This is a genomic window from Mycobacterium sp. GA-1199, from assembly GCF_001500045.1.
GTDB lineage: Bacteria > Actinomycetota > Actinomycetes > Mycobacteriales > Mycobacteriaceae > Mycobacterium.
Genome location: NZ_LQIX01000056.1, coordinates 19,097 through 40,883 on the forward strand (window position 1 = coordinate 19,097; position 21,787 = coordinate 40,883).

Annotated in this window: 19 protein-coding genes; 9 read left to right on the top strand and 10 right to left on the bottom strand. The window is 68.7% G+C overall.

What is annotated here, in order from left to right:
• Positions 1 to 75: 75 nt before the first annotated feature.
• From AU198_RS24725 to AU198_RS24745, 5 genes are all read right to left on the bottom strand, one after another.
• On the bottom strand, positions 76 to 2,304 hold the full coding sequence (locus AU198_RS24725) for an AAA family ATPase (protein WP_064351238.1): 2,229 nt from the start codon (positions 2,302 to 2,304) through the stop codon (positions 76 to 78).
• Positions 2,297 to 3,157 (bottom strand): CDP-diacylglycerol--serine O-phosphatidyltransferase, encoded by an 861-nt coding sequence (gene pssA, locus AU198_RS24730; RefSeq protein WP_064351239.1) that lies wholly within the window; start codon positions 3,155 to 3,157, stop codon positions 2,297 to 2,299. The genes AU198_RS24725 and pssA overlap by 8 nt, the downstream gene beginning before the upstream one ends.
• A complete protein-coding gene (locus AU198_RS24735; protein ID WP_064351240.1) occupies positions 3,154 to 3,882 on the bottom strand; it encodes a phosphatidylserine decarboxylase in 729 nt (242 codons plus the stop codon). The genes pssA and AU198_RS24735 overlap by 4 nt, the downstream gene beginning before the upstream one ends.
• A gap of 68 nt (positions 3,883 to 3,950) precedes the next feature.
• Complete coding sequence (moeA, locus tag AU198_RS24740; protein WP_064351241.1) at positions 3,951 to 5,144, bottom strand: molybdopterin molybdotransferase MoeA; 1,194 nt, start codon at positions 5,142 to 5,144, stop codon at positions 3,951 to 3,953.
• The gene (locus AU198_RS24745) at positions 5,144 to 6,055 is read right to left on the bottom strand and encodes an SDR family NAD(P)-dependent oxidoreductase (protein ID WP_064351388.1); all 912 of its coding nucleotides are present in this window, start codon (positions 6,053 to 6,055) and stop codon (positions 5,144 to 5,146) included. The genes moeA and AU198_RS24745 overlap by 1 nt, the downstream gene beginning before the upstream one ends.
• Before the next feature lie 57 nt (positions 6,056 to 6,112).
• On the opposite strand from AU198_RS24745, the gene AU198_RS24750 reads away from it, so the two are divergent.
• Together AU198_RS24750 and AU198_RS24755 are read left to right on the top strand one after the other, a co-directional pair.
• Positions 6,113 to 6,607, top strand: a complete 495-nt coding sequence (locus AU198_RS24750; RefSeq protein ID WP_064351242.1) for a PH domain-containing protein — start codon at positions 6,113 to 6,115, stop codon at positions 6,605 to 6,607.
• 56 nt (positions 6,608 to 6,663) lie between these two features.
• Positions 6,664 to 8,067 (top strand): PH domain-containing protein, encoded by a 1,404-nt coding sequence (locus AU198_RS24755; protein ID WP_064351243.1) that lies wholly within the window; start codon positions 6,664 to 6,666, stop codon positions 8,065 to 8,067.
• Here the strand turns inward: AU198_RS24755 and AU198_RS24760 are convergent.
• A complete protein-coding gene (locus AU198_RS24760; RefSeq protein ID WP_064351244.1) occupies positions 7,977 to 9,404 on the bottom strand; it encodes an FAD-dependent oxidoreductase in 1,428 nt (475 codons plus the stop codon). The genes AU198_RS24755 and AU198_RS24760 overlap by 91 nt on opposite strands.
• 153 nt (positions 9,405 to 9,557) lie before the next feature.
• Between AU198_RS24760 and AU198_RS24765 the strand changes: the two genes are divergently transcribed.
• The 3 genes from AU198_RS24765 to AU198_RS24775 are packed head-to-tail and all read left to right on the top strand — an operon-like array spanning position 9,558 to position 11,183.
• Positions 9,558 to 10,373, top strand: a complete 816-nt coding sequence (locus AU198_RS24765) for an HAD-IIA family hydrolase (protein WP_064351245.1) — start codon at positions 9,558 to 9,560, stop codon at positions 10,371 to 10,373.
• A gap of 9 nt (positions 10,374 to 10,382) precedes the next feature.
• The gene (locus AU198_RS24770; RefSeq protein WP_064351246.1) at positions 10,383 to 10,649 is read left to right on the top strand and encodes a hypothetical protein; all 267 of its coding nucleotides are present in this window, start codon (positions 10,383 to 10,385) and stop codon (positions 10,647 to 10,649) included.
• A gap of 36 nt (positions 10,650 to 10,685) precedes the next feature.
• Positions 10,686 to 11,183: an SRPBCC family protein gene (locus AU198_RS24775; RefSeq protein WP_064351247.1), complete on the top strand. Its 498-nt coding sequence runs from the start codon at positions 10,686 to 10,688 to the stop codon at positions 11,181 to 11,183.
• Positions 11,184 to 11,204: 21 nt separating this feature from the next.
• Here AU198_RS24775 and AU198_RS24780 read toward each other — a convergent pair whose 3' ends face one another.
• Positions 11,205 to 12,902, bottom strand: a complete 1,698-nt coding sequence (locus tag AU198_RS24780) for a DEAD/DEAH box helicase (protein ID WP_064351248.1) — start codon at positions 12,900 to 12,902, stop codon at positions 11,205 to 11,207.
• A gap of 220 nt (positions 12,903 to 13,122) precedes the next feature.
• Between AU198_RS24780 and AU198_RS24785 the strand changes: the two genes are divergently transcribed.
• Positions 13,123 to 15,663, top strand: a complete 2,541-nt coding sequence (locus AU198_RS24785) for an excinuclease ABC subunit UvrA (RefSeq protein WP_064351249.1) — start codon at positions 13,123 to 13,125, stop codon at positions 15,661 to 15,663.
• Here AU198_RS24785 and AU198_RS24790 read toward each other — a convergent pair.
• Positions 15,653 to 16,162 carry a cupin domain-containing protein gene (locus AU198_RS24790; RefSeq protein WP_064351250.1) on the bottom strand — a complete coding sequence of 170 codons (510 nt, stop codon included), beginning with the start codon at positions 16,160 to 16,162 and terminating at the stop codon, positions 15,653 to 15,655. The genes AU198_RS24785 and AU198_RS24790 overlap by 11 nt on opposite strands.
• A 123-nt stretch (positions 16,163 to 16,285) precedes the next feature.
• Here AU198_RS24790 and AU198_RS24795 point away from each other — a divergent pair, with 123 nt between their 5' ends.
• Both AU198_RS24795 and groL read left to right on the top strand, forming a co-directional pair.
• Positions 16,286 to 16,849 (top strand): TetR/AcrR family transcriptional regulator, encoded by a 564-nt coding sequence (locus AU198_RS24795; RefSeq protein WP_064351251.1) that lies wholly within the window; start codon positions 16,286 to 16,288, stop codon positions 16,847 to 16,849.
• Positions 16,850 to 17,039: 190 nt separating this feature from the next.
• Complete coding sequence (gene groL, locus AU198_RS24800) at positions 17,040 to 18,665, top strand: chaperonin GroEL (RefSeq protein ID WP_064351252.1); 1,626 nt, start codon at positions 17,040 to 17,042, stop codon at positions 18,663 to 18,665.
• A gap of 140 nt (positions 18,666 to 18,805) precedes the next feature.
• Here the strand turns inward: groL and AU198_RS24805 are convergent, their stop codons facing one another.
• Entirely contained in the window at positions 18,806 to 19,180 is a 375-nt protein-coding gene (locus AU198_RS24805; RefSeq protein WP_064351253.1) for a hypothetical protein, read from the bottom strand.
• A gap of 42 nt (positions 19,181 to 19,222) precedes the next feature.
• Between AU198_RS24805 and AU198_RS24810 the strand changes: the two genes are divergently transcribed.
• Positions 19,223 to 20,047: an SDR family NAD(P)-dependent oxidoreductase gene (locus AU198_RS24810; protein WP_064351254.1), complete on the top strand. Its 825-nt coding sequence runs from the start codon at positions 19,223 to 19,225 to the stop codon at positions 20,045 to 20,047.
• Between the two features lie 7 nt (positions 20,048 to 20,054).
• Here AU198_RS24810 and AU198_RS24815 read toward each other — a convergent pair whose 3' ends face one another.
• Positions 20,055 to 21,779, bottom strand: coding sequence for an N-acyl-D-amino-acid deacylase family protein (locus AU198_RS24815; protein ID WP_064351255.1), 1,725 nt, complete (start codon positions 21,777 to 21,779; stop codon positions 20,055 to 20,057).
• Positions 21,780 to 21,787 lie beyond the last annotated feature (8 nt).

Genomic DNA, 21,787 nt, shown 5'->3' on the forward strand with positions numbered 1-21,787 from the left:
ACGTGGATTACCCGCACACTTTGAGCGCCGAATGTGTGCGGGTAACGCACGTTCGGCGCAAGAAAGGTCAGGCGTTCAGCGCGATGCGTTGAACGCTCGCAGCGACTCGACCTGCGCGGCATCCAGCGACGGGCGCACCGCCTCGCGGGCGGCCGCGACGTCCGCGGCGGTGACGTCGGCGGCGTCGATCGAGCGCCGCATCGCCGTCAGCGCGGCTTCCCGCAACAACGCGACGCAGTCGGCGGCGCTGTAGCCCTCGAGATCCGCCGCCAGCGCATCGAGATCGACAGCCTGCTCACCCTCGGAGGCCAGCGGAACGGACTTACCGGCCGTGCGCAGAATCTCGCGACGGGCCTCGGCGTCGGGCGGTTCGACGAAGACCAGCTTCTCCAACCGGCCGGGACGCAGCAGCGCCGGGTCGATCAGGTCGGGCCGGTTCGTCGCGCCGACCACCACCACGTCGCGCAGCGGTTCGATGCCGTTGAGTTCGGTCAGCAGCGCGGCGACGACGCGGTCGGTGACGCCCGAGTCGAAGCTCTGACCGCGCCGCGGCGCGAGTGCGTCGATCTCGTCGAGGAACACCAGCGACGGCGCCGAGTCGCGGGCGCGCCGGAACAGTTCGCGCACGGCCTTCTCCGACGAGCCGACCCATTTGTCCATCAGTTCGGCGCCCTTGACGGCGTGCACCGACAACCGCCCCGAACTGGCCAGCGCCCGCACCACGAAGGTCTTGCCGCAACCGGGCGGCCCGTAGAGCAGCACACCGCGGGGCGGCGCCACGCCGAGCCGCGCGAAGGTGTCGGGGTGCTGCAGCGGCCACAGCACCGCCTCGGTGAGCGCCTGCTTGGTGTCGGCCATGTCGCCGACGTCGTCGAGCGTCACCGAGCCGACCGACACCTCTTCGGTGGCCGACCGCGACAGTGGGCGGATGACCGTCGTCGCGCCCAGCAGGTCCTCCTGGACCAGGGCGGGTGGCTCACCATCGTCGCTGGCGCGCGCCGCCGCCCGCAGCGCCGCCTCGCGGACCAGCGCGGCCAGGTCTGCGACCACGAAACCCGGTGTGCGATCGGCGATTTCGTCAAGGCTGAGATCCTTGGCCGGCACCTCGCGCAACAGCACCTCCAGCAGTTGCTTGCGGACCGCGCCGTCGGGCAGGCTCAGCCCGAGTTCGCGGTCGCACAGGTCGGGCGCGCGAAGCCGGGCGTCGACGTTGTCGGGCTGCTGTGACGTCGCGACGAACGCCACACCACGGGTGGCGACCGCATTGCGGAGTTCGGTGAGGATCAGCGTGGCCACCGGCTCTGAGTCGGCCGGCAGCAGGGCGTCGATGTCGGTGACCAACAGCACTCCGCCGCCGTCGCGCACGGTGGCCACCGCCGACGCCACGCTCGCCATCCGGTCCTCGGCGCGCAGCGAGCCGACCTCCGGTCCGTCGAGTTCGACCAGTCGCCGGTCGGCACAGACTGCGCGCACCAGCGCGGCCTTGCCGACACCGGCGGGACCCGACACCAGAACACCGAGATTGGTTGTGGCGCCCAGCGTTTCAAGGAGCTCGGGCTGGTCGAGCGCGAGCTTGAGCCATTCGGCGAGGCGCTGCGCCTCGGCCTGAGAACCCTTGAGGTCGTCGACGCTCAACACCGGTTGCGATTTATCCGGTGTGGTCACCACCACCTGACCGGTCGCGGCGTCCGACGCCGGCGCGACGGATGCGGACGGTGCGCCGTCAGCCCAGCAGACCGCCGAATTGGGTTGCACGCTCACCGGTCCCGCGGGATCGGTGCTGGTGACCGTCAACAGTTCGGATGTCCAGGTGATGCCGACCGACGAGGCAAGCGCCGCGGTCGCGCGCGAGGACGGAATGTCGGGCCCCAGCTCCCGAGGCAGCAGCGACACCGTGTCGCCGACCGTCATCACCTTTCCCAGCAACGCTTGTCGCAGCGTGGCCGGCGAAATCGACTGGCTGGCCAGGCGGGAGCCGGACAATGTCACCGACCGCGCGCCGTAAACGGTCACGGGCGCGACGAGCACGGTCGTGTCCTCCCGCAGCCCGGCATTGGACAGCGTGACGTCGTCGAGCAGCGCGGTGCCCGCGGGAACACCGGCGGGCGCCTCGGCGGCCACCGCGGCGGTCGTGCGCGAACCGGTCAGCGACACCGCATCCCACTCGCGGATACCCAGCGCGGCAATGGCTTCCGGATGCAGGCGAACCACACCCCTGCGTGAGTCGAGCGCCGAGGTGTTCAACCGCGCGGTGAGCGTGAGATGCGCGCGGGGAGCCGGCCGGTCGGACTGCAGTTCAGTCATGTCGTGAGCCGGGTCTGCGCAGTCCCAGACGCATCACCGACCGGCGGTGCGGCTGGGCCCGGCGGATGGCCCGGCGGGCGGCGCGCTGCTGGCGTGGTTTGTCATCCCACACCTCGGGGTGCGCGGCCAGAAACCGGCGGGTGCGGATGGCGAACGGGATGTGCAGGACGTAGGAGCCGATGATGATCAGGATCACCAGGTAGCCATAGAGGATCGCGGCGGCGACGCCGATCGCCACGAGCGCCAGCAGCGGCGCGACCATGTTGGGCGGCACCGAGAACGTGTGGATCTTGCGCATCGGGATCGTGCTGACCACCAGCACCGAGACGCCGAGCATCCAGATCACGACGGCGGGTTCCGAGGTCCACCAGCCGTCGCCGAACTGCATCTTGGCGGCCAGCGGACCGATCGCGCCGATCGCGCCCGCCGGGGCGGGCATGCCGACGAAGTACTTCTTCTCGTAGTCCGGTTTGTCGACATCGAGCATCGCGTTGAATCGGGCAAGGCGCAGCACGATGCACACCGCGTACACCAGCACCACGATCCAGCCGACCTCGGACGTGGACAGCAGCGTCCCATAGACGATGAAAGCCGGTGCGACGCCGAAGTTCACGGCGTCGGCGAGCGAATCGATCTCCTCGCCCATCCGTGACGTCGCCCCCAGCGCGCGCGCGATGCGGCCGTCGAGCGCGTCGAGTATCGCCGCGACTGCCAGGAACGCCATCGCCTCGGTCGGCCGGTCGTCCAACGCCATCTTGACCGCGCTCAACCCCAGACAGATCGCGGCGACCGTCATCGCGCTGGGCAGGATGCGCAGGCTGACGACGGAGCGCTTGATGCGGGGCCGGATCATGCCGGAGCCGTCCGGCCGGCGACATCGGGCTGCAGCTCGGCCAACACCGTCTCACCCGCCAACGCGCGCTGCCCCACCGTCACCAGGATGCGCGATCCGGCAGGCAGATATGTGTCCAGCCGCGACCCGTAGCGGATCAGCCCGTAGGTCTGACCGATCGCGAGTTCGTCACCGACCTTGGCCTCGCACACGATGCGTCGCGCCACCAGACCGGCGATCTGTACGGCGATCACCTCGACGCCGTCGGCGGCGCGGATCAACACGCTGTTGCGCTCGTTGTCCTCGCTGGCGGCTTCGAGTTCAGCCGAGCCGAACAAGCCCGGGCGGTGCTCGACCGCGACGACCTCACCGCTGATCGGGGCGCGTTGCACGTGCGCGTCGAAGATCGACAAGAAGATGCTGATACGGGGCAATGGTGTTGCGGGTAAACCGAGTTCGGCGGGTGGCGGGGCCTCCTCGATCAGACAGATCAATCCGTCGGCGGGGGCGACGACCAGGCCCGGCCGGGTGGGCGGTACACGCGGCGGGTGGCGGAAGAACGCCGCGTTGGCCGCGGCTGAGGCGAGCCCGGCGACGCGTAGCCACCGGTTCCTGCTCCCGAGGGCGGCCAGCGCCAGGCTTGCGCCGACGAAGGGCAGCCCCGCGGGATGCATCGGGGGGACAGTGGTACGGGCCAGCGCCAAAAGCCGCGCGGGGCCGGATTTCAGGTCGGGGCGTCTGGCCATCGTCCCGCGATTCTACGGGCCGGGGGTCAGGCGAGGCATGCGCCGCCTCGGCGCGAAGATTGCGGGGGTCAGGTCAGGTCCCACACCTGAACCGTCGACCCGGCCGAGAGCGCGTCGACATCCTCGGGAATCTCGAGCAGACAGTTCGCCGAGGCCAGCCACCGCAGGTGGTGCGAGGCGGGCGGGCCGTAGCTGGTCACCGTTCCAGCGGCGGCGTCCAGCACACCGCGGCGGAACTGGCGTTTCCCGCGCGGCGAGGTGAGGTCCTCGGTCAGCACAGCCGTGCGGCGGGGCCGGGCGGGGTTGGGCAGGCCCATGGCGGCGCGCAACGGCGCCCGCAGGAACACTTCGAACGACACCAGCGCGCTGACCGGGTTGCCGGGCAGGGTCACGATCGGAACGCCGTCGATGACGCCACAACCCTGCGGCATGCCCGGTTGCATGGCCACCTTGACGAACTGGACACCTCCCGCGAGCGCATCCTTGACGACTTCGTACGCACCCGCGCTCACCCCGCCCGTCGTGATGATCAGGTCGGCGTCACCGGTGTGCTCCGCCAGGGCCGCACGGAAGGACTCGACGTCGTCGCCGGTCATGGGGGAGGCCACCACGTCGGCACCGGCCTCGCGCAGCGCCGCGGCGAGCATCACCGCGTTCGATTCGTAGATCTGACCGGGTGCCAGCGGTGTGCCGGGTGCGACGAGTTCGGTGCCGGTCGACATCACCAGCACGCGCTGGCGCGGTATCACGGTCAGCTCGGCGAGGCCCAGTGCAGCGGCCAACCCGAGCGCGGCCGGTGTGACGACCTGCCCCTCGCGCAGCACGGCCGTACCGGCGGTGACGTCCTCGCCGGCGCGCCGGATGTGCTGGCCGTCCCTCGCGGCCGCGCGGATCTCCACGGTGTCGACCGCCGCGTTGGTCGCCTCCACCGGCACCACCGCCGTCGCACCCGCGGGAAGCATCGCACCGGTCATGATCCGGTGCGCCGTACCGGGTTTCAGTGTCAGAAGGTCGGTGCGTCCGGCGGGGATGTCCTCGGCGACGGGCAGCCGGACCGGGTTATCGGGCGTGGCCGACGCCACCTCGTCGACCATGACGGCGTATCCGTCCATCGCGGAGTTGTCGAAGCCGGGCAGCGACAACGGCGCAACGATGTCTTGCGCCAACACCAGACCCAGCGCGTCGGCGATGGGCACGGCGACCGGTGAGCGGGCGGTGATCAACGCGGCGACGACGCGCTGATGTTCTTCGACGGTCCGCATCAGACGGGAAACGTGACGCCGGTCAGTTCCTCGGACATGCTCCACAACCGGCGCTGAATGTCTTCGTCGCGCGATTGTGGGCTCGAGGCAACGAGTTTCGGATGGCCCTTTACTTCGCCGACCCCATCGGGGCCGTAGTACTGCCCGCCCTGCACATTCGGGTCGGTGGCCGCGCGAAGCGTCGGCAGCGCACCCTTGTCCGCGGGCTGGGTGAAGATCTTCCACACGATGTCCGGTACGAAAACTGGTATGTAGCGCATCAATTCGGTGTCCGAGAAGCCGGGGTGGGCAGCGGTCGCGATCGTCGGAGCGCCCGCGGCTGCCAGGCGCCGTTGCAGTTCGAAGGTGAACAGCAGGTTGGCCAGCTTGGACTGCCCATAGGCTTGCACCCGGTTGTATCCGGTCTCGAAGTGGGGGTCCTCGAAGCGGATTCGAGCCATGATCCGGTGGCCGACGCTGCTGACCGTCACGACGCGCGACCCGTCGACGCTGCGCAGGTTGTCCAGCAGCAGGCCCGTCAACGCGAAGTGGCCGAGGTGGTTGGTGCCGAACTGCATCTCGAAACCGTCTTCGGTGGTCTCGCGGGTCGGCACGTACATCACGCCCGCGTTGTTGATCAGCAGATCGATGCGCGGGTGCGCGGCGCGCAACTCGTCGGCGGCTCTGCGCACGCTGTCCAGCGACGACAGGTCGAGTGCCTGCACGCTGACCGCGGCCTTCGGGCTCGACTTCTTGATGCGCTCGACCGCCTCGTTGCCCTTGTCGAGGTTGCGCACCGCGAGCACCACCGCGGCGCCCGCGCCGGCCAGGGCCGCCGCGGTGTCATAACCGAGCCCGCTGTTCGCGCCGGTCACGATGACCGTCCGCCCGGACTGGTCCGGAATGTCGGCCACGGTCCATTTGCTGCCCATGATGATCAACATACTCAGGCGACCGATGGCCTCGCGGTTACCTAGGCTGGACCCCTGATGACCGATCTCGTGGATTTCTCGGACCCCGCGAACAAACCGAGCCGCAAGGCCCCGCTCGTATGGGCGATCGGCGCGGCGATTCCGTGGTCGTTCCTGGTGCTCGGCCAACTGGTGTGGTTCGCGGTGGACCCGCGCCCGTGGTGGGTGCATGCGCTCGCGGCGCTGGGCACGCTGCTCGGCATCCTGTTGTTCGTCGTGGTCGTCCCGTGGTGGCGCTACCGGGTGCACCGGTGGGACATCGATCCGCGGGCGGTGTACACCCGCACCGGTTGGCTGACCCAGGAGCGGCGCATCGCGCCGATCTCGCGCGTGCAGACCGTCGACACCGAACGGGGTCCGCTGGACCGGTTGTTCGGGCTCGCCAATGTGACGGTGACGACGGCGTCGTCGGCGGGCGCGGTCCGTATCGTCGCGCTGGACACCGAGGTGGCCGACGCGGTCGTCGCCCGGCTCACCGACATCGCCGCGCTGGGAACCGAGGACGCGACGTGACAGACGTCGGTTGGGGACAGCCCCCTGCCGAGGAGTGGCAGCGTCTGAGCCCCCGGATGCTGTTGGTGCACCCCGTGCACGAGGTGGTGCGCCAGATTCCGGTAATCGCAGGGACGCTGGTGCTCGGGACGGCGACCGGCAACCCGCTTCTGGCCGTGGCGGTTTTGGGGATCACCGTTGCCATCGGCCTGGCGCGCTGGTTCACCACCACCTACCGCGTCGGGCCGAGCGACGTGCAGTTGCGCACCGGTGTGCTGCAACGCAAGGTGCTCTCGGTGCCGCGCAACAGGATTCGGTCGGTATCCACCGACGCCCGCCTGCTGCACCGGTTGTTGGGTCTGACGGTGCTGCGGGTCAGCACCGGCCAGGAGGCCAGGGGCGACGCCGCGTTCGCGCTCGACGCCGTGCCCACCGAGCAGGTCAGCAGGCTGCGCGCACTATTGCTCGCCGAATCCCTTGCGGCAGAGGAGAACAAGCCGTCGGCGCCCGGTCGCGTGCTTGCGCGGTGGACGCCGTCGTGGTTGCGCTACAGCCCGCTGAGTTTCACCGGGCTGGCGATGATCGCCGCCGCGATCGGCGTGGTGTATCAGGTGGGCGTCGACACCGGCGTGCACGAATCCGGCGTGGCCCAGTCGTGGCTCGACACGGTCAGGGGCCTCGGGACGGTGGCGGGCATCGCGCTCGGGGCGGCGGTACTGCTGCTGGCCTCCGTTGTGCTCTCGGTGCTGCAGTCGTTGTTGACCTTCGGCAACCTCGAACTGCGACGCGACTTCGAGGTGCTGCATCTGAAGTACGGGCTGATCCGCGTCCGCGAACACACTTTTGACATGCGCCGCCTACGCGGGGGCACGCTGCGGGAACCGTTGCTGGTGAGGCTGTTCGGTGGCGCCCGCCTCGACGCGGTGATGACCGGCGTCGGCGGCGAGGGTGAGTCGTCGTTGTTGTTACCGCCCTGTCCTAAGCGAACCGCCGACGAGGTCCTGACGGGTCTGATCGAACGCCCCGACGCGGTGACCGGGCCGCTTCGTGCGCACGGCCCCGTCGCCGCTCGCAGGCGCTGGACCCGGGCGATGGCGCTACCCGCCGCGGCGGCGGTGGCGCTACTGGTCGCGTCGCCGCCGCTATGGGTGTGGGTGCTCTGGGTCCTGCTCACCGGATGTTGCGCGCTGCTGGCGTTCGACCGCGCACAGTCGTTGGGGCACCGCGTGGGCGACGGTTGGTTGGTCGCGCGCACGGGGAGCCTGCAGCGCCGCCGCGACTGCATCGACGCATCGGGCATCATCGGCTGGACCGTGCGGCAGACCTGGATGCAGCGGCGCGCGGGGGTGGCGACACTGGTGGCCGCGACGGCTGCCGGGGTCAAGCACTATCAGGTGATCGATGTACCCACCGAGCTGGCGTGGTCCATCGCGGCCGAGGCCTCGCCGTGGGTGGCCGACAATGCATGGGTGCGACGGTAACCGGACCCCTGGGCTCGCAGGACCCGCCACATGAACGAGGGTGAGAAGAGCTTCGCCGGCGGATCCACCATGCCGAGCACGCGCAGGAATCGCAGCGTGACGGCCTCGTCCGTCTCGCATGCCGTCAACACGCGGTCCAGGTAGGCGTTGCTGAGCCGTATCGACAGCGGCGCAGTCCCTTCGACTTCGGGCAACGCCAGATCCGATCCGACGGCGGTCTGCCACGCGATGCGGATCGGCTTGACGCTGGATCGGAAGAAGCGGCGGGCCAGATCGTCGTTGCCGTGCCGCAGGCAGTCTCGCAGCACGATCGCCTCCACGGCCGCGACGGTCATGCCCTGTCCGTAGATCGGATTGAAGCTGCAAACCGCGTCGCCGAGCACCAGCAACCCATCGGGTAACCGGCGCAACTTGTCGTAGCGGCGCCAGCGGTTGGACGGCACCCGGTAGTTCACCACCGGCCCAAGGGGTTCGGCGTTCGCGAGGGCGGCTAACACATTTGCCGGCACGAAATCGGCTACGAAATCGCGCATTTCATCGGCCGTGTCCGGCACCTCGTGGCCCGCCATGGCTCCGATCGCGAACATCGTCGCGTCGTTCTCGTAGCACGCGGCCGCGAACATCCGGGGCCTGCCGTGCTCCGGCATGATCGCGATGAAGTGCTCCGCGATCGCGCCCGGCCTGATGCGCACCGGCTGGCAGGCATACGTCAACCGCACAACCACTTCGTCCACCGGCGGTCGGTCATAGCCCAACTGCTCGAGGAACAGCGGTGTGCGGGAGCCACGCCCGGTCGCGTCGACGACCAGGTCGGCGTCCAGCATTCTCACCTCGCGGCTGTCGCGATTGATCACGTCAACACCCGTGACCCGGCTGCGGTCGGCGGTCGCCGACAGAGAGACCACCTCGTGGCGCTCCAGGATCGTCACGTTGGGAACGTCGCGCATGCGCCGCAGCACATGCCAATCCAGAAACGGCCGGCTCTGGAAGTAGAACGGCATCGAGTCGGGAGACGGGCATCGGCCAGATTGCACGAGCCGGTGACCACCGGGAGAGAAGTAGAGCTTGGAGAAGTCGCCGTCCCACTTGACTGCGCCGTCCGCGACGAGTTCGTCGAGGATGCCAGGCAACAACTCCTCGAGCACCTGTGCCCCGCGCGCGAGCAGGGCGTGGATCAGCCTGCCCTGAGGGACTCCACGCCTGGGCGTCGGTTCGGTGGGCAGGGCGTCTCGCTCTACCACGGTGACGGTCCGGTAGCTGTCCGCGAGCACTCTGGCGGCGAGCAGTCCCGCCATGCTCGCGCCGAGGACCACCGCTCGTTCGCCTACGACTGGCATCGCCCACCCCTCACCTCGAAATCTGTGGCCGTTATCGGCCCTGGTAAGGGATAGTTTTCGACGAGCGCCGACGGCGCACTAGCGTAGGCGACTACTCGAATTCGCGCGGCCTCCCCGATTTGCGCTGACGCATGCGCCGTTTACTGTCGGGCCATGGCTATCGGTGGGGTGCTGTTCGACATCGATGGCGTGCTGGTGACCTCGTGGCGCCCGATCGAAGGTGCGGCCCAGACCGTCGCGACGTTGACCGACAACCAGATTGCCTGCGCCTACCTGACCAATACGACGACCAAGACCCGCGTGCAGATCGCCGAACTGCTCTCCGCAGCGGGGATGGCCGTCCGCCCCGACGAGGTCATCACCGCCGCGGTGCTGACCGCGCAATACGTGCGCGACCGGTATCCCGATGCCCGGTGCTTCCTCGTCAACAGCGGGCAGATCGCCGAGGACATGCCCGGCATCGACATCGTCTACTCGCACGAGTACAGCGGTCCGCGCGCACCGGAAACCCCGGATGTCATCCTGCTCGGCGGCGCCGGCCCTGAGTACAGCCACCTGACGCTGTCGTGGGTCTACGACTGGATGGCCCGCGGCGTGCCGGTGGTCGCGATGCACCGCAGTACCGCATGGACGACGACCGACGGGTTGCGTGTGGACACCGGCATGTACCTGCTCGGCATGGAGGAGACCTCCGGGCGCAAAGCCACAGCGGTCGGCAAGCCCGCCCCCGAGGGCTTCCTCGCCGCGGCGAGCCGGCTCGGGGTGGAACCCGACGAGATGTACATGGTCGGCGACGATCTCAACAACGACGTGCTGGCGGCGCAGGTGGTCGGTATGACCGGAGTGTTGGTGCGTACGGGCAAGTTTCGGCAGGATACGTTGGATCGTTGGGCGGCAGACGAATTCGCGATGCAACCGAATCACGTGATCGATTCCGTGGCCGACCTGCCGCAGCTTCTCGGACTGTAGGGGGCACCGATGTGGGAGCGGGTGCAGCAGATGCTGCTGCATCGGGGTGTCAACACCTATTTGGAGCTGGCGTTGTGGTTCGCGCTGGTCTACGTCGTGATCGGGGTCGGCTACGCGATGTTTCACATCGAGCTGATCGTGCAGCTCGAGGCGGCGCTGTCCGGTGACTTCACCATCTTCGCCAACCTCGCGGCCCTCGCCGCGGCGGTCTTGCTCTGGCCACTTCTGTTGATCAGCTCCTGGGTGTGCGGGGTGGCCGGGTGCGGCGTGTTCTGACGATGACTTCTCGCGCCCGCCGCGGTCTGTATCGACATGACAGAACAACGCATCCACACGACCACAACCGTCAACGCCCCGATCGAGACCGTGTTCGAGGTGCTAGCCGACCCGTCGACGCACCAGGAGATCGACGGCACCGGATGGGTACGCGAGCCGCTCGACGGTGAACCCCTGACCGAGGTCGGGCAGGTCTTCCGGATGGGCATGTACCACGACAACCACCCCGAGAAGTACTACGAGATGGCCAACCGGGTCGAGGTTCTCGACCGGCCGCGCGCCATCGCCTGGCAGCCGGGCCAGGGTCCCGAGCAGCGCGGTTATCTGATGAACGGCACCGAGCTCCAATGGGGCGGCTGGATCTGGCGATACGACCTCGAAGCGTCGGGGGCGGCGCAGACGGCGGTCACGCTGACCTACGACTGGTCGAACGTGGCGCCGCACATGCGCGACATCGAGTTCCCGCCGTTCGAGCCGCAGCACCTCGACAACTCGCTGAAGAACCTCGCTTCGATCGCCGAGGCGCGCAGCTAGGACTCGCGGACGGGGCGGCGGCTAGGACTGCAGCTTGCGTACCGCCTCGATGCGGGCGCGCAGCTGATCGGTCGTCGCCGCCGCAACCGCCGGGCCGCCGCAGATCCGGCGCAGCTCCTTGTGGATCCAGCCGTGGGGTTTGCCGGTGCGGTGATGTGCGATGGACACCAGCGTGTTGAGTTCCTTGCGTAGTTCGCGCAATTGGCCGTGGGTGGAGACCCGCGGCACCTCACCCGAGGCGGTCTGACGGGTCAGTTGCTGCTCCTGCCTGTGCCGCAACAGGTCCCGCATCTGGTCGGGGGCGAGCAGGCCGGGGATACCGAGGTAGTCGGCCTCGTCCTCGCTGCCGACGGCCGCCGCGGTGCCGAACGAGGAGCCGTCGAAGATCACCTGGTCGAGCTCGGCGTCGGCGCCCAACATCTCGAAGCCGTTGTCGAGGTCGCCCGGCTCGTCTTTCTTCTTGTTGGCGTCCTCGAGGGCCGCGTCGTCCCACTCGCCCTGCGATTCGCGGTGCGGTTTGCCGAGCACGTGGTCGCGCTGTGCCTCCATTTCGCTGGCCAGGTCGAGCAGTGCGGGCACCGACGGCAGGAAGATGCTCGCGGTCTCGCCGGGCCGCCGGGAGCGGACGTAGCGACCGATCGCCTGGGCGAAGAACAGCGGGGTGGACGCGGACGTCGCATATACGCCGACGGCCAGGCGTGGCACGTCGACGCCCTCGGAGACCATGCGCACCGCAACCAGCCAACGACTCGTGCCCGCCGCGAATTCGGCGATGCGGTCCGAGGAACCGGGGTCGTCGGACAGGACGAGCGTCGGCGCCTCGCCGGTCAGCGTCGTCAACACCTTGGCGTAAGCGCGGGCGGCCTTCTGGTCCGACGCGATCACCATCGCACCCGCGTCGGGCACACCGCCGTTGCGCAGCTGGCTGAGCCGGGTGTCGGCGGCCTGCAGCACCGCCGGGATCCACTCGCCGTTCGGGTCGAGCACCGTGCGCCAGGCCCGCGCGGTCTGCTCGGCGTTGAGCGGTTCGCCGAGTCGCGCGGAGTATTCCTCGCCGGCACTGGTACGCCAGCGGGCCTCGCCGGAATAGGCCATGAACACCACGGGCCGCACCACGCCGTCGGCCAGCGCGTCGGAGTACCCGTAGACGTGATCGGCGCGCGAGCGCATCACCCCGGTGCCGTCGGGTTCGTAGGTGACGAACGGGATCGGGCTGTCGTCGCTGCGGAACGGTGTGCCGGTCAGCGCCAGTCGGCGGGTGGCGTCGTTGAACGCCTCGCGCATGGCCTCGCCCCAGCTCTTCGCATCGCCGCCATGGTGGATCTCGTCGAAGATGACGAGGGTGCGGTAGTTCTCGGTACGCACCCGGTGCCGGGTGGGGTGGCTGGCCACCTGGGCATAGGTGACGACGACACCGTGGTACTCCGAGGAGTGGTGCGCGGCGCTGTTGGAGAACTTCGGGTCCAGCGACAGGCCGAGCTTGGCGGCGGCCAGCGCCCACTGGATTTTGAGATGCTCGGTCGGCACGACGACGGTGATGCGCTCGACGGTGCCGTCGGCCAACAGCTCGCCGGCCACCCGCAGGGCAAACGTCGTCTTACCCGCACCCGGGGTCGCGACGGCGAGGAAATCGCGCGGTTTGGCGCCAAGATACCGCACCAATGCCCGACGCTGCCAGCCTCGTAAAGCCTGGGTGTCGGGCGCTGTGTCTGCCCGCACCCAAAGACTCCTCACTGATCGGACAGCAGCCTAACGCAACGGATTACGGCCGCGCATCTCTGTGTGGCGTGTCGCCGGACAGCCGGTGTGTCGAGCGCGGCCGTCGGCTGCGGTCCACTCCTGAGGACCAAGCGGCCACGGCGCGTCGCTTCCCGCAGGGACATGTCCTGCAGCAAACACGGTGCTTGTGGTGGCGCGACGTGGGTACTCTGCGCCAACCATGTCGGCAACCCCCACTACGCCCAGCGACGACGACATCGATCCGTGCGTTCGTGTCTTCGGTACCCGCGTACACAACCTACGGGGCGTCGACGTCGCCGCACCGCGCGACGCGCTGGTGGCGTTCACCGGCATCTCCGGTTCCGGCAAATCGTCGCTGGCCTTCGGCACCATCTACGCCGAGGCGCAGCGCAGGTACTTCGAGTCGGTCGCCCCCTACGCGCGACGCCTGCTGCTGCCGACCGGCGCGCCCAAGGTGGACGACATCACCGGTCTGCCCCCCGCCGTGGCGTTGCAGCAGCGCAGGGGAACGGCTACCTCACGATCCACGGTCGGCACCGTCACCACCCTGTCCAACCTCTTGAGGATGCTGTTCTCCCGCGCCGGGACGTATCCGCGCGGGGCCACCGAACGACTCGACTCCGACGCGTTCTCCCCGAATACGGCCGTCGGCGCATGCCCCAAGTGTCACGGCCTCGGCCGGATCCACGAGTTGACCGAGCAGACGCTCGTGCCGGACCCCTCCTTGACCATCCGCGAGGGCGCCGTGGCGGCGTGGCCGGGCGCCTGGCAGGGACAGAATTTGCGCGACATCCTCATCACGCTGGGTTTCGACATCGACAAGCCGTGGCGGAAACTGCCCAAACGTCAACGTGATTGGATCCTGTTCACTGACGAGCAGCCGACCGTCGAGATCGATCCGAGCCAGCATCCCGTCACCGCGGAGTACTACTACAACGGGACCTTCTCCAGCGCGGAACGTCACGTCCGGCACACGCTGGCGAACTCGCAGAGCGCGATGATGCGCCGCCGCGTCCTGCAGTACGTCGACAGCGTGGACTGCGGGTTGTGCCACGGCTCGGGCCTGCGACCCGAGGCGCTGAAGGTGACGTTCGCGGGTCGGACCATCGCCGACTATGTGGCGATGCCGCTGGTCGAACTCGCCGATGCGCTGCGACCGACCGCGTCCCGCACAGATGTCGCCCCCGCCTTCGAGTCGACAGAGTCCGGAGAGCACACCGAGGTTGCCACGATGATCGCCGCCGATCTGGTCGCGCGCATCGGTGTCCTCGTCGACCTCGGCCTCGGTTATCTGACGCTGAACCGTCGCACCCCGACCGTGTCGCCGGGTGAACTGCAGCGGCTGCGACTGGCCACGCAGTTGCGAGCCGGATTGTTCGGGGTGCTCTACGTGCTGGACGAGCCGTCGGCCGGCCTGCACCCCGCCGATGCGGAGCCCTTGCTCGACGTGCTGGATCGCCTTCGGCGAGCGGGTAATTCGCTGTTCATCGTCGAGCACGACATGGATGTCGTGCGCCGGGCCGACTGGATCGTCGACGTCGGCCCCGGCGCGGGCGAGCTCGGAGGGCGGGTGCTCTACAGCGGAGCCGTCTCAGGTCTGAAGGACGTCGACGAGTCGATCACCCGTCGCTACCTGTTCGATGCCGAGGCGGCCGAACCGCGGACCGCCCGCGCGCCGTCGTCCTGGCTTCGATTGCGGGGCATCGGTTTTCACAACCTGCGCGACGTGGATGTCGACCTGCCGCTGGGCGTCTACACCGCAGTCACCGGTGTGTCCGGCTCCGGCAAGTCGACGCTCGTGGTCAAGGTTCTCGGTGATGTGGTGAACCGTCGTCTGGGCCGCGCCGTGGGCGTGGCCGAAAGCGACAGCGACAGCGACGATTCCGACGCCGAGGTCGTCGATCTCGATCGCGACGCCAGCATCGGGGTGACGGCAGAGGGCGTCGATGCGATCGACCGACTGGTCGCCGTCGACCAGCGGCCGATCGGGCGTACCCCGCGTTCGACGCTGGCGACCTACACCGGCCTGTTCGATTCTGTGCGACGGGAGTTCGCCGCGACGCCGGCGGCGCGCCGCCGGGGCTGGACAGCGGGCCGGTTCTCGTTCAACGTGGCCGAAGGCCGATGCGAAACCTGCCAGGGGGAGGGCTTCGTATCGGTCGAACTGCTGTTCCTGCCAGGCACTTACGCGTCCTGCCCGACGTGCGGGGGCGCCCGTTACAACGAAGCCACGCTGCGGGTGCGCTACCGCGACCACACCATCGCCGACGTCCTGGCCATGACCGTCGACGAGGCCGCACAGTTCCTCGGGGACATCGCCGGCGCGTCCCGCAGCCTGGCGACGCTGCGGGAGGTCGGGCTGGGATATCTGCGTCTCGGCCAGCCCGCCACCGAACTGTCCGGCGGGGAGGCCCAGCGCATCAAGCTGGCATCGGAACTGCAGCGACCCCGCCGCGGCCACACGCTCTACGTCCTCGACGAGCCGACGACGGGCCTGCATCCGGCGGATGTGGATCTGCTCGACGGGCAGCTGCATCGCCTCGTCGATGCGGGTAACACCGTGGTGGTGGCCGAACACGACATGCGGATGGTCGCCGGGGCGGACTGGGTGATCGACCTCGGACCGGGTGCGGGACACGACGGTGGCCGCGTCGTCGCGGCGGGCACACCGCGCACGGTGAGTCAGGCCAACGGCAGCCGCACGGCGCCGTATCTGGCCGCGCGGCTGGTCACTCGATGAAGAAGTTGTCGTTCTCGATGAACCACTTCCGGCGCTCGTCGTCGGTCAAGTCGCCCAGTGCGGCGAAACCCTCGAAGTACTGCTCGCGCGGTGCGCCGGGAGCGAACAGCATCAACAGCGACGTCGGCGCATCGGCCTCGTTGCGGAAGCCGTGGATGCCGCCGGGCGGCACGTAGAAGAAGTCGTTGGCGCTGCCGTCGAACCATTCGGTGCCGTTGTAGAGCCGCACGGTCCCCGACAGCACGAAGAAGGCCTCCGAGATCGCGCGGTGAAAGTGCGGTCCCGGTCCGCCGCCGTTGGGGGCGATATCGACGCGATACAGGCCGTAGTCGCCGCCGGTGGCTTTCTGGTCGGCGAGGTAGTGGTACTTCACGAGACCGAACGAGTCGTAGTCGGCCGGCTCGGTGCCGCGTCGCACCCAGGCACTGGCCTCCGGTTCGGGCGCGGTGTACCGCGGAGGCGGGTACGGCGGCACCTGCCGGGGATCGACGAAGGACATGCTCACCACCCTGCCAGGGTCAAAACTCCGCGGGTTTGCCTCAGTAAAGTATCAAGCGGAGCAAGCGCCCCGGTTTCCGGCAATATCCCACCTGCGCTCCGTGTCGACTCCCGAGGTGATGATGTGAGTCCGGCCGATCGACCCCTACGCGCCGATGCCCTGCGCAATCGCGCTCGCGTGCTGGGGGTCGCCTACGAGGCCTTCGCGACCGACGGGCTGTCCGTGCCGATCGACGAGATCGCCCGGCGCGCCGGCGTTGGCGCCGGCACCGTTTACCGCCACTTCCCGACCAAGGTGGACCTGTACCGCGCGGTCGTCGAGAACCGGATCGAGAGCCTCCTCGCCGAAGGCCGCGCCCTCATCCAGGGTGTACCGCCGGGGGAGGCGCTGTTCGTCGTGCTGCGCTCGCTGGTCCTGCATTGGGGAGCGGCCGATCGCGGCCTGAAGGACGCCATCGCGGGAGAGGGCATCGACGTCGCGGAGGTCATCCCGCAGACCGAGCAGGCCCTCCTCGAATTCCTCGGCGGCCTGCTCACGGCGGCCCAGGATGTCGGGACCGCGCGGCGCGACGTCGACGTGCGCGACGTGAAGGCGATCATCGCCGGTTGCTTCGCGATCCAAGACGCCAACCCCGAGCAAGCCGAGCGGCTCACCGAGGTGGTGCTGGACGGCCTGCGAGCGGCCTGAACGGGTCACATGCGATCTTGCACTCGCCATGCCCGAGTGCTAGAAATGCAGTTGGCACTCGCGACCGGTGAGTGCTAGGTCGGGACGGTGAGGCAACGGGCCGCATCTGCGGAGCACACCCGAGCCGTCCGTCGCGGGCACTGCACCCGACCGCAGACGTGCCATCCCCAATCCGGAGGAACACTTCGCAATGGCCAAGACAATTGCGTATGACGAAGAGGCCCGCCGCGGCCTCGAGCGGGGCCTCAACAGCCTCGCCGACGCGGTAAAGGTGACGTTGGGCCCCAAGGGTCGCAACGTCGTCCTGGAGAAGAAATGGGGCGCCCCCACGATCACCAACGATGGTGTGTCCATCGCCAAGGAGATCGAGCTGGAGGACCCGTACGAGAAGATCGGCGCTGAGCTGGTCAAGGAAGTCGCCAAGAAGACCGACGACGTCGCCGGCGACGGCACCACCACCGCCACCGTGCTGGCCCAGGCGCTCGTGCGCGAGGGTCTGCGCAACGTTGCGGCAGGCGCCAACCCGCTCGGCCTCAAGCGCGGCATCGAGAAGGCCGTCGAGAAGATCACCGAGACGCTGCTGAAGTCGGCCAAGGAGGTCGAGACCAAGGACCAGATCGCCGCCACCGCCGCGATCTCGGCCGGCGACACCCAGATCGGTGAGCTGATCGCCGAGGCCATGGACAAGGTCGGCAACGAGGGTGTCATCACCGTCGAGGAGTCGAACACCTTCGGCCTGCAGCTCGAGCTCACCGAGGGTATGCGCTTCGACAAGGGCTACATCTCGGGTTACTTCGTGACCGACGCCGAGCGTCAGGAAGCGGTCCTCGAGGACCCGTACATCCTGCTCGTGTCGTCCAAGGTGTCGACCGTCAAGGATCTGCTGCCGCTGCTGGAGAAGGTCATCCAGTCCGGCAAGCCGCTGCTGATCATCGCCGAGGACGTCGAGGGCGAGGCCCTGTCCACGCTGGTCGTCAACAAGATCCGCGGCACCTTCAAGTCCGTCGCCGTCAAGGCCCCGGGCTTCGGTGACCGCCGCAAGGCGATGCTGCAGGACATGGCCATCCTCACCGGTGGTCAGGTCATCAGCGAAGAGGTCGGTCTGTCGCTCGAGACGGCCGACGTCTCGCTGCTGGGCAAGGCGCGCAAGGTCGTCGTCACCAAGGACGAGACCACGATCGTCGAGGGCGCCGGTGACTCGGACGCCATCGCCGGCCGCGTGGCTCAGATCCGCGCCGAGATCGAGAACAGCGACAGCGACTACGACCGCGAGAAGCTGCAGGAGCGCCTGGCCAAGCTGGCCGGCGGTGTTGCGGTGATCAAGGCCGGCGCTGCCACCGAGGTCGAGCTCAAGGAGCGCAAGCACCGCATCGAGGACGCCGTCCGCAACGCGAAGGCGGCCGTCGAGGAGGGCATCGTCGCCGGCGGTGGCGTGGCACTGCTGCAGGCCTCCCCGGCGCTGGACGAGCTCAAGCTGGAGGGCGACGAGTCCACCGGCGCGAACATCGTCCGCGTGGCGCTCGAGGCTCCGCTGAAGCAGATCGCCTTCAACGGCGGCCTGGAGCCCGGCGTGGTGGCCGAGAAGGTCCGCAACTCGGAGAAGGGCGTCGGCCTCAACGCCGCGACCGGCGAGTACGAGGACCTGCTCAAGGCCGGCGTCGCCGACCCGGTCAAGGTGACACGTTCGGCGCTGCAGAACGCGGCGTCCATCGCGGCGCTGTTCCTGACCACCGAGGCCGTCGTCGCCGACAAGCCGGAGAAGGCGGCCGCTGGTCCGGCCGACCCGACCGGCGGCATGGGCGGCATGGACTTCTAAGTCCTGGTCATCAAGGAAAAGCCCGGCTCCTCACAAGGGGGCCGGGCTTTCTCCGTTTCATCGCCGAACGTGGGTTACCCGCACGCGTTTTCGCCGCGGACCGTGACACAAGCCCACCCTCGGCGGGTGGGCGGCGGGGGTTACTCCTTGAGCGGCACGCAGTCGTGCAGGCAGTCCGGGCTCGTCGACGGCGACTCCGGCGTGGCCTTGCGATGCAGTACCGCGCGTGACGGCTGTACCGACAACGCCTCGCCCGCCCGGCGCGCCTGGCCGTCGACGATCAACGAATATCCGCCGGGCTCGCGCGGGGGCCAGACGATGGTGACGTCGCCGTGGCGGTCGGTGTTCTCCCGCGTGTGCCGACCGACGGTGCCGACGTCGAGCCGGCCGTCACGCAACACCGGGTCGACGGCGACGGTGTGCGCGCGGTAGTCGTCGCCGACGGAGATCAGATAGGCGAAACCGAAGTCGGCCAGCACGTCGGTCAACCGGTCGAGATCCACCTTCACGCTCATAGGCCGAGAATACGTCCGCGCTGCTGCGCGTTAGGTTCGTGTATGCCTTTACCTCAGCCTTCGTCCACCACCACCGCCGTCGTCACCGGGGCTTCTGCGGGCATCGGCGCCGACATCGCCCGCGAGCTGGCCGCGCGCGGCCACGGCGTCACGCTCGTCGCTCGCCGCGAAGACCGGTTGCGCGACCTGGCCGCCGAACTCGGCGACAATGTCCGCGCCGAGACCATCGCGTGCGACGTCGCCGACCCCGATGCCCGCGCGGTCCTGTTCGACCAGATCGCCGACCGCGGCCTCACCGTCGACGTCCTGGTCAACAACGCGGGGATCGGCACGATCGGATCGGTGACGAAATCGCCTGTGGCCGAGGAGATCGCGCAGGTACGCGTCAACGTCGAGGCCGTCATCGACCTCACCACCCGCGCGGTCCAGCAGATGGTGCCCCGAGGTCGCGGCGCGATCCTCAACGTCGGGTCCACTGCCGGCTATCACGGGTTCCCCGGCCAGGCGGGCTACGCGGGAACGAAGGCGTTCGTCAAGACCTACACCGAGGGTGTGCGAGCCGAATTGGCGGGTACCGGTGTCACCGTCGCGATGCTCGCGCCCGGGCCGGTGCGCACCGAATTCCTCCAGGCGGCGGGCATGGACGAGCGCACTTTCGCGGCGGCGTTCCCCAAGTTCATGTGGCTGCCGTCGCGCGAGGTGGCCAGGATCGGCGTCGAGGCGCTCGAACGCGACCGCGGCTCCGTGATCGCCGGACGCCAGAACGTGCTGAGTACCCTCCTGCTGCAAGCGCTTCCGCGCCAGTTGCTGCTCAGGACGCTCAGCCGTCAGCACCCCGCGTTGCGCCGCGACCGCTCAGCGGTCTGACAGCGGGTCATGCAGTGGGCGCGGGTCGACGGCCTCGGATCAGCTTGCCGGGCCGCGCGTCGGTGGGCGTGCCGTTCTCGGCGATGATCTCGCCGGACACCACGGTCGCGACGTATCCCTGAGCGCTCTGGTCCAGACGCCGGCCTCCGGCGGGAAGGTCATAGGCGATCACCGGCCGGTGCAGGCGCAGGGCGTCGTGGTCGATGACGTTGAAGTCGGCTTTGTACCCGACGGCGATCTGGCCGCGATCATGCAGCGCGGCAACCCGGGCCGGCGTCGAAGTCAGTTCGCGCACCGCCTCGGCGACCGCCAGCTGGCCGGCCGCGCGGTCCCGTGACCAGTGCGTCAGCATGTAGGTGGGAAAGCTTGCGTCACAGATCATTCCGTAGTGCGCGCCGCCGTCACCGAGTCCGAGCACCACATCGTCGCGACGGATCAGTTCCGCGACCGTGTCCAGGGTGCCGTCACGAAAGTTGGCCAGCGTCACCAGAAGCATGGCGTGGCCGTCGTCGTCGAGCAGCCGGTCGTAGGCTTCCTCGAGCGGGCTCACGCCCCTGGCCCGGGCGCGGCTCGCGATGCTGTCGGACCGCGGCGGTTCGTAGTTCGGTGGATCGCCGAGCGGGAACATCCACTCGAACGCCTGCGCCGCGAACATCAGGGGGTGGCCCTCTCCCGCGGGTTGGTCCGACAGAATCCGTTGGCGCACTTCGGGTTTGCGCATCTCAGCGACACGTTCGGCCAACGGCAAGGAAGCCAGCTCCTGATAGCTGGGGTACATCACGAACGGATTGCCCGACAGTTCCAGTCCCAGCACCAGACCGATCGGCCGGGGGAAGATCTGCGCGGTGATCTCGCCGCCGTCGATGTTGGCCTTCTCGACCATGGTCAGCGCGTCCAGGAAGAACGGGTCACCGGCATTGCCGATCGCCAGCGTGAACGTCACGGGCAGGCCGACCTCGGCGGCGACCTCGAAGACCGTTCGCAGCACGGGCTCGTAGTCACCGGCCACCAGATCGGGCACGAACTGGATCAGCCCGCCACCGGCGTCGTCGACTCCGCGGGCGATGGCCTCGATCTCGGCGCGGTCGGCGTCATAACTGGGAATCGGACGTCCGCTCTCGGTCTTGTGCAGTGTGAACCGTGATGACGCGAAGCCCAGTGCGCCGGCCTGAACGGCTTCGGCGGCGAGTTTGCGCATCATCGCCAGGTCTTCGGCGGTGGCCGGTTCGCGGTCGACACCGCGCTGGCCCATCACGTACACCCGCAGCGGCGAGTGCGGCAGCAGCGCCGCGACATCGATGTCGCGGCGTCGCTCCTCGAGCGCGTCGAGGAACTCCGGGAAGGTCTCCCAGTGCCACGGCAGCCCGTCGACCATCACCACACCGGGGATGTCCTCGACCCCGGCCATCACGTCGACGAGCACGTCGTGGTCCTCGGGGCGGCACGGCGCGAAACCCACCCCGCAGTTGCCCATCACCACGGTGGTCACGCCGTGCGCCGACGACGGGGTCAGCCGGTCCGACCAGATCGCCTGGCCGTCGTAGTGAGTGTGCAGGTCCACGAACCCGGGAGTGACCAATAGGCCGGTCGCGTCGATCTCCCGCGTGCCGGGCTCGTCGACCTGCCCGACGGCCGCTATCACCCCTGCCGAAACCGCGACATCGCCGACGAACGGCTCACCTCCGAGGCCGTCGACGATGGTGCCGCCCCTGATGACGAGTTCGTATGTCATACGTCGAA

Bases quoted from the DNA above. Each gene is read 5' to 3' on its own strand.
- AU198_RS24725 (WP_064351238.1), bottom strand. From the start codon at position 2,304: ATGACTGAACTGCAGTCCGACCGGCCGGCTCCCCGCGCGCATCTCACG.
- pssA (WP_064351239.1), bottom strand. From the start codon at position 3,157: ATGATCCGGCCCCGCATCAAGCGCTCCGTCGTCAGCCTGCGCATCCTG.
- AU198_RS24735 (WP_064351240.1), bottom strand. From the start codon at position 3,882: ATGGCCAGACGCCCCGACCTGAAATCCGGCCCCGCGCGGCTTTTGGCG.
- moeA (WP_064351241.1), bottom strand. From the start codon at position 5,144: ATGCGGACCGTCGAAGAACATCAGCGCGTCGTCGCCGCGTTGATCACC.
- AU198_RS24745 (WP_064351388.1), bottom strand. From the start codon at position 6,055: ATGGGCAGCAAATGGACCGTGGCCGACATTCCGGACCAGTCCGGGCGG.
- AU198_RS24750 (WP_064351242.1), top strand. From the start codon at position 6,113: ATGACCGATCTCGTGGATTTCTCGGACCCCGCGAACAAACCGAGCCGC.
- AU198_RS24755 (WP_064351243.1), top strand. From the start codon at position 6,664: ATGCTGTTGGTGCACCCCGTGCACGAGGTGGTGCGCCAGATTCCGGTA.
- AU198_RS24760 (WP_064351244.1), bottom strand. From the start codon at position 9,404: ATGCCAGTCGTAGGCGAACGAGCGGTGGTCCTCGGCGCGAGCATGGCG.
- AU198_RS24765 (WP_064351245.1), top strand. From the start codon at position 9,558: ATGGCTATCGGTGGGGTGCTGTTCGACATCGATGGCGTGCTGGTGACC.
- AU198_RS24770 (WP_064351246.1), top strand. From the start codon at position 10,383: ATGTGGGAGCGGGTGCAGCAGATGCTGCTGCATCGGGGTGTCAACACC.
- AU198_RS24775 (WP_064351247.1), top strand. From the start codon at position 10,686: ATGACAGAACAACGCATCCACACGACCACAACCGTCAACGCCCCGATC.
- AU198_RS24785 (WP_064351249.1), top strand. From the start codon at position 13,123: ATGTCGGCAACCCCCACTACGCCCAGCGACGACGACATCGATCCGTGC.
- AU198_RS24790 (WP_064351250.1), bottom strand. From the start codon at position 16,162: ATGTCCTTCGTCGATCCCCGGCAGGTGCCGCCGTACCCGCCTCCGCGG.
- groL (WP_064351252.1), top strand. From the start codon at position 17,040: ATGGCCAAGACAATTGCGTATGACGAAGAGGCCCGCCGCGGCCTCGAG.
- AU198_RS24805 (WP_064351253.1), bottom strand. From the start codon at position 19,180: ATGAGCGTGAAGGTGGATCTCGACCGGTTGACCGACGTGCTGGCCGAC.
- AU198_RS24810 (WP_064351254.1), top strand. From the start codon at position 19,223: ATGCCTTTACCTCAGCCTTCGTCCACCACCACCGCCGTCGTCACCGGG.
- AU198_RS24815 (WP_064351255.1), bottom strand. From the start codon at position 21,779: ATGACATACGAACTCGTCATCAGGGGCGGCACCATCGTCGACGGCCTC.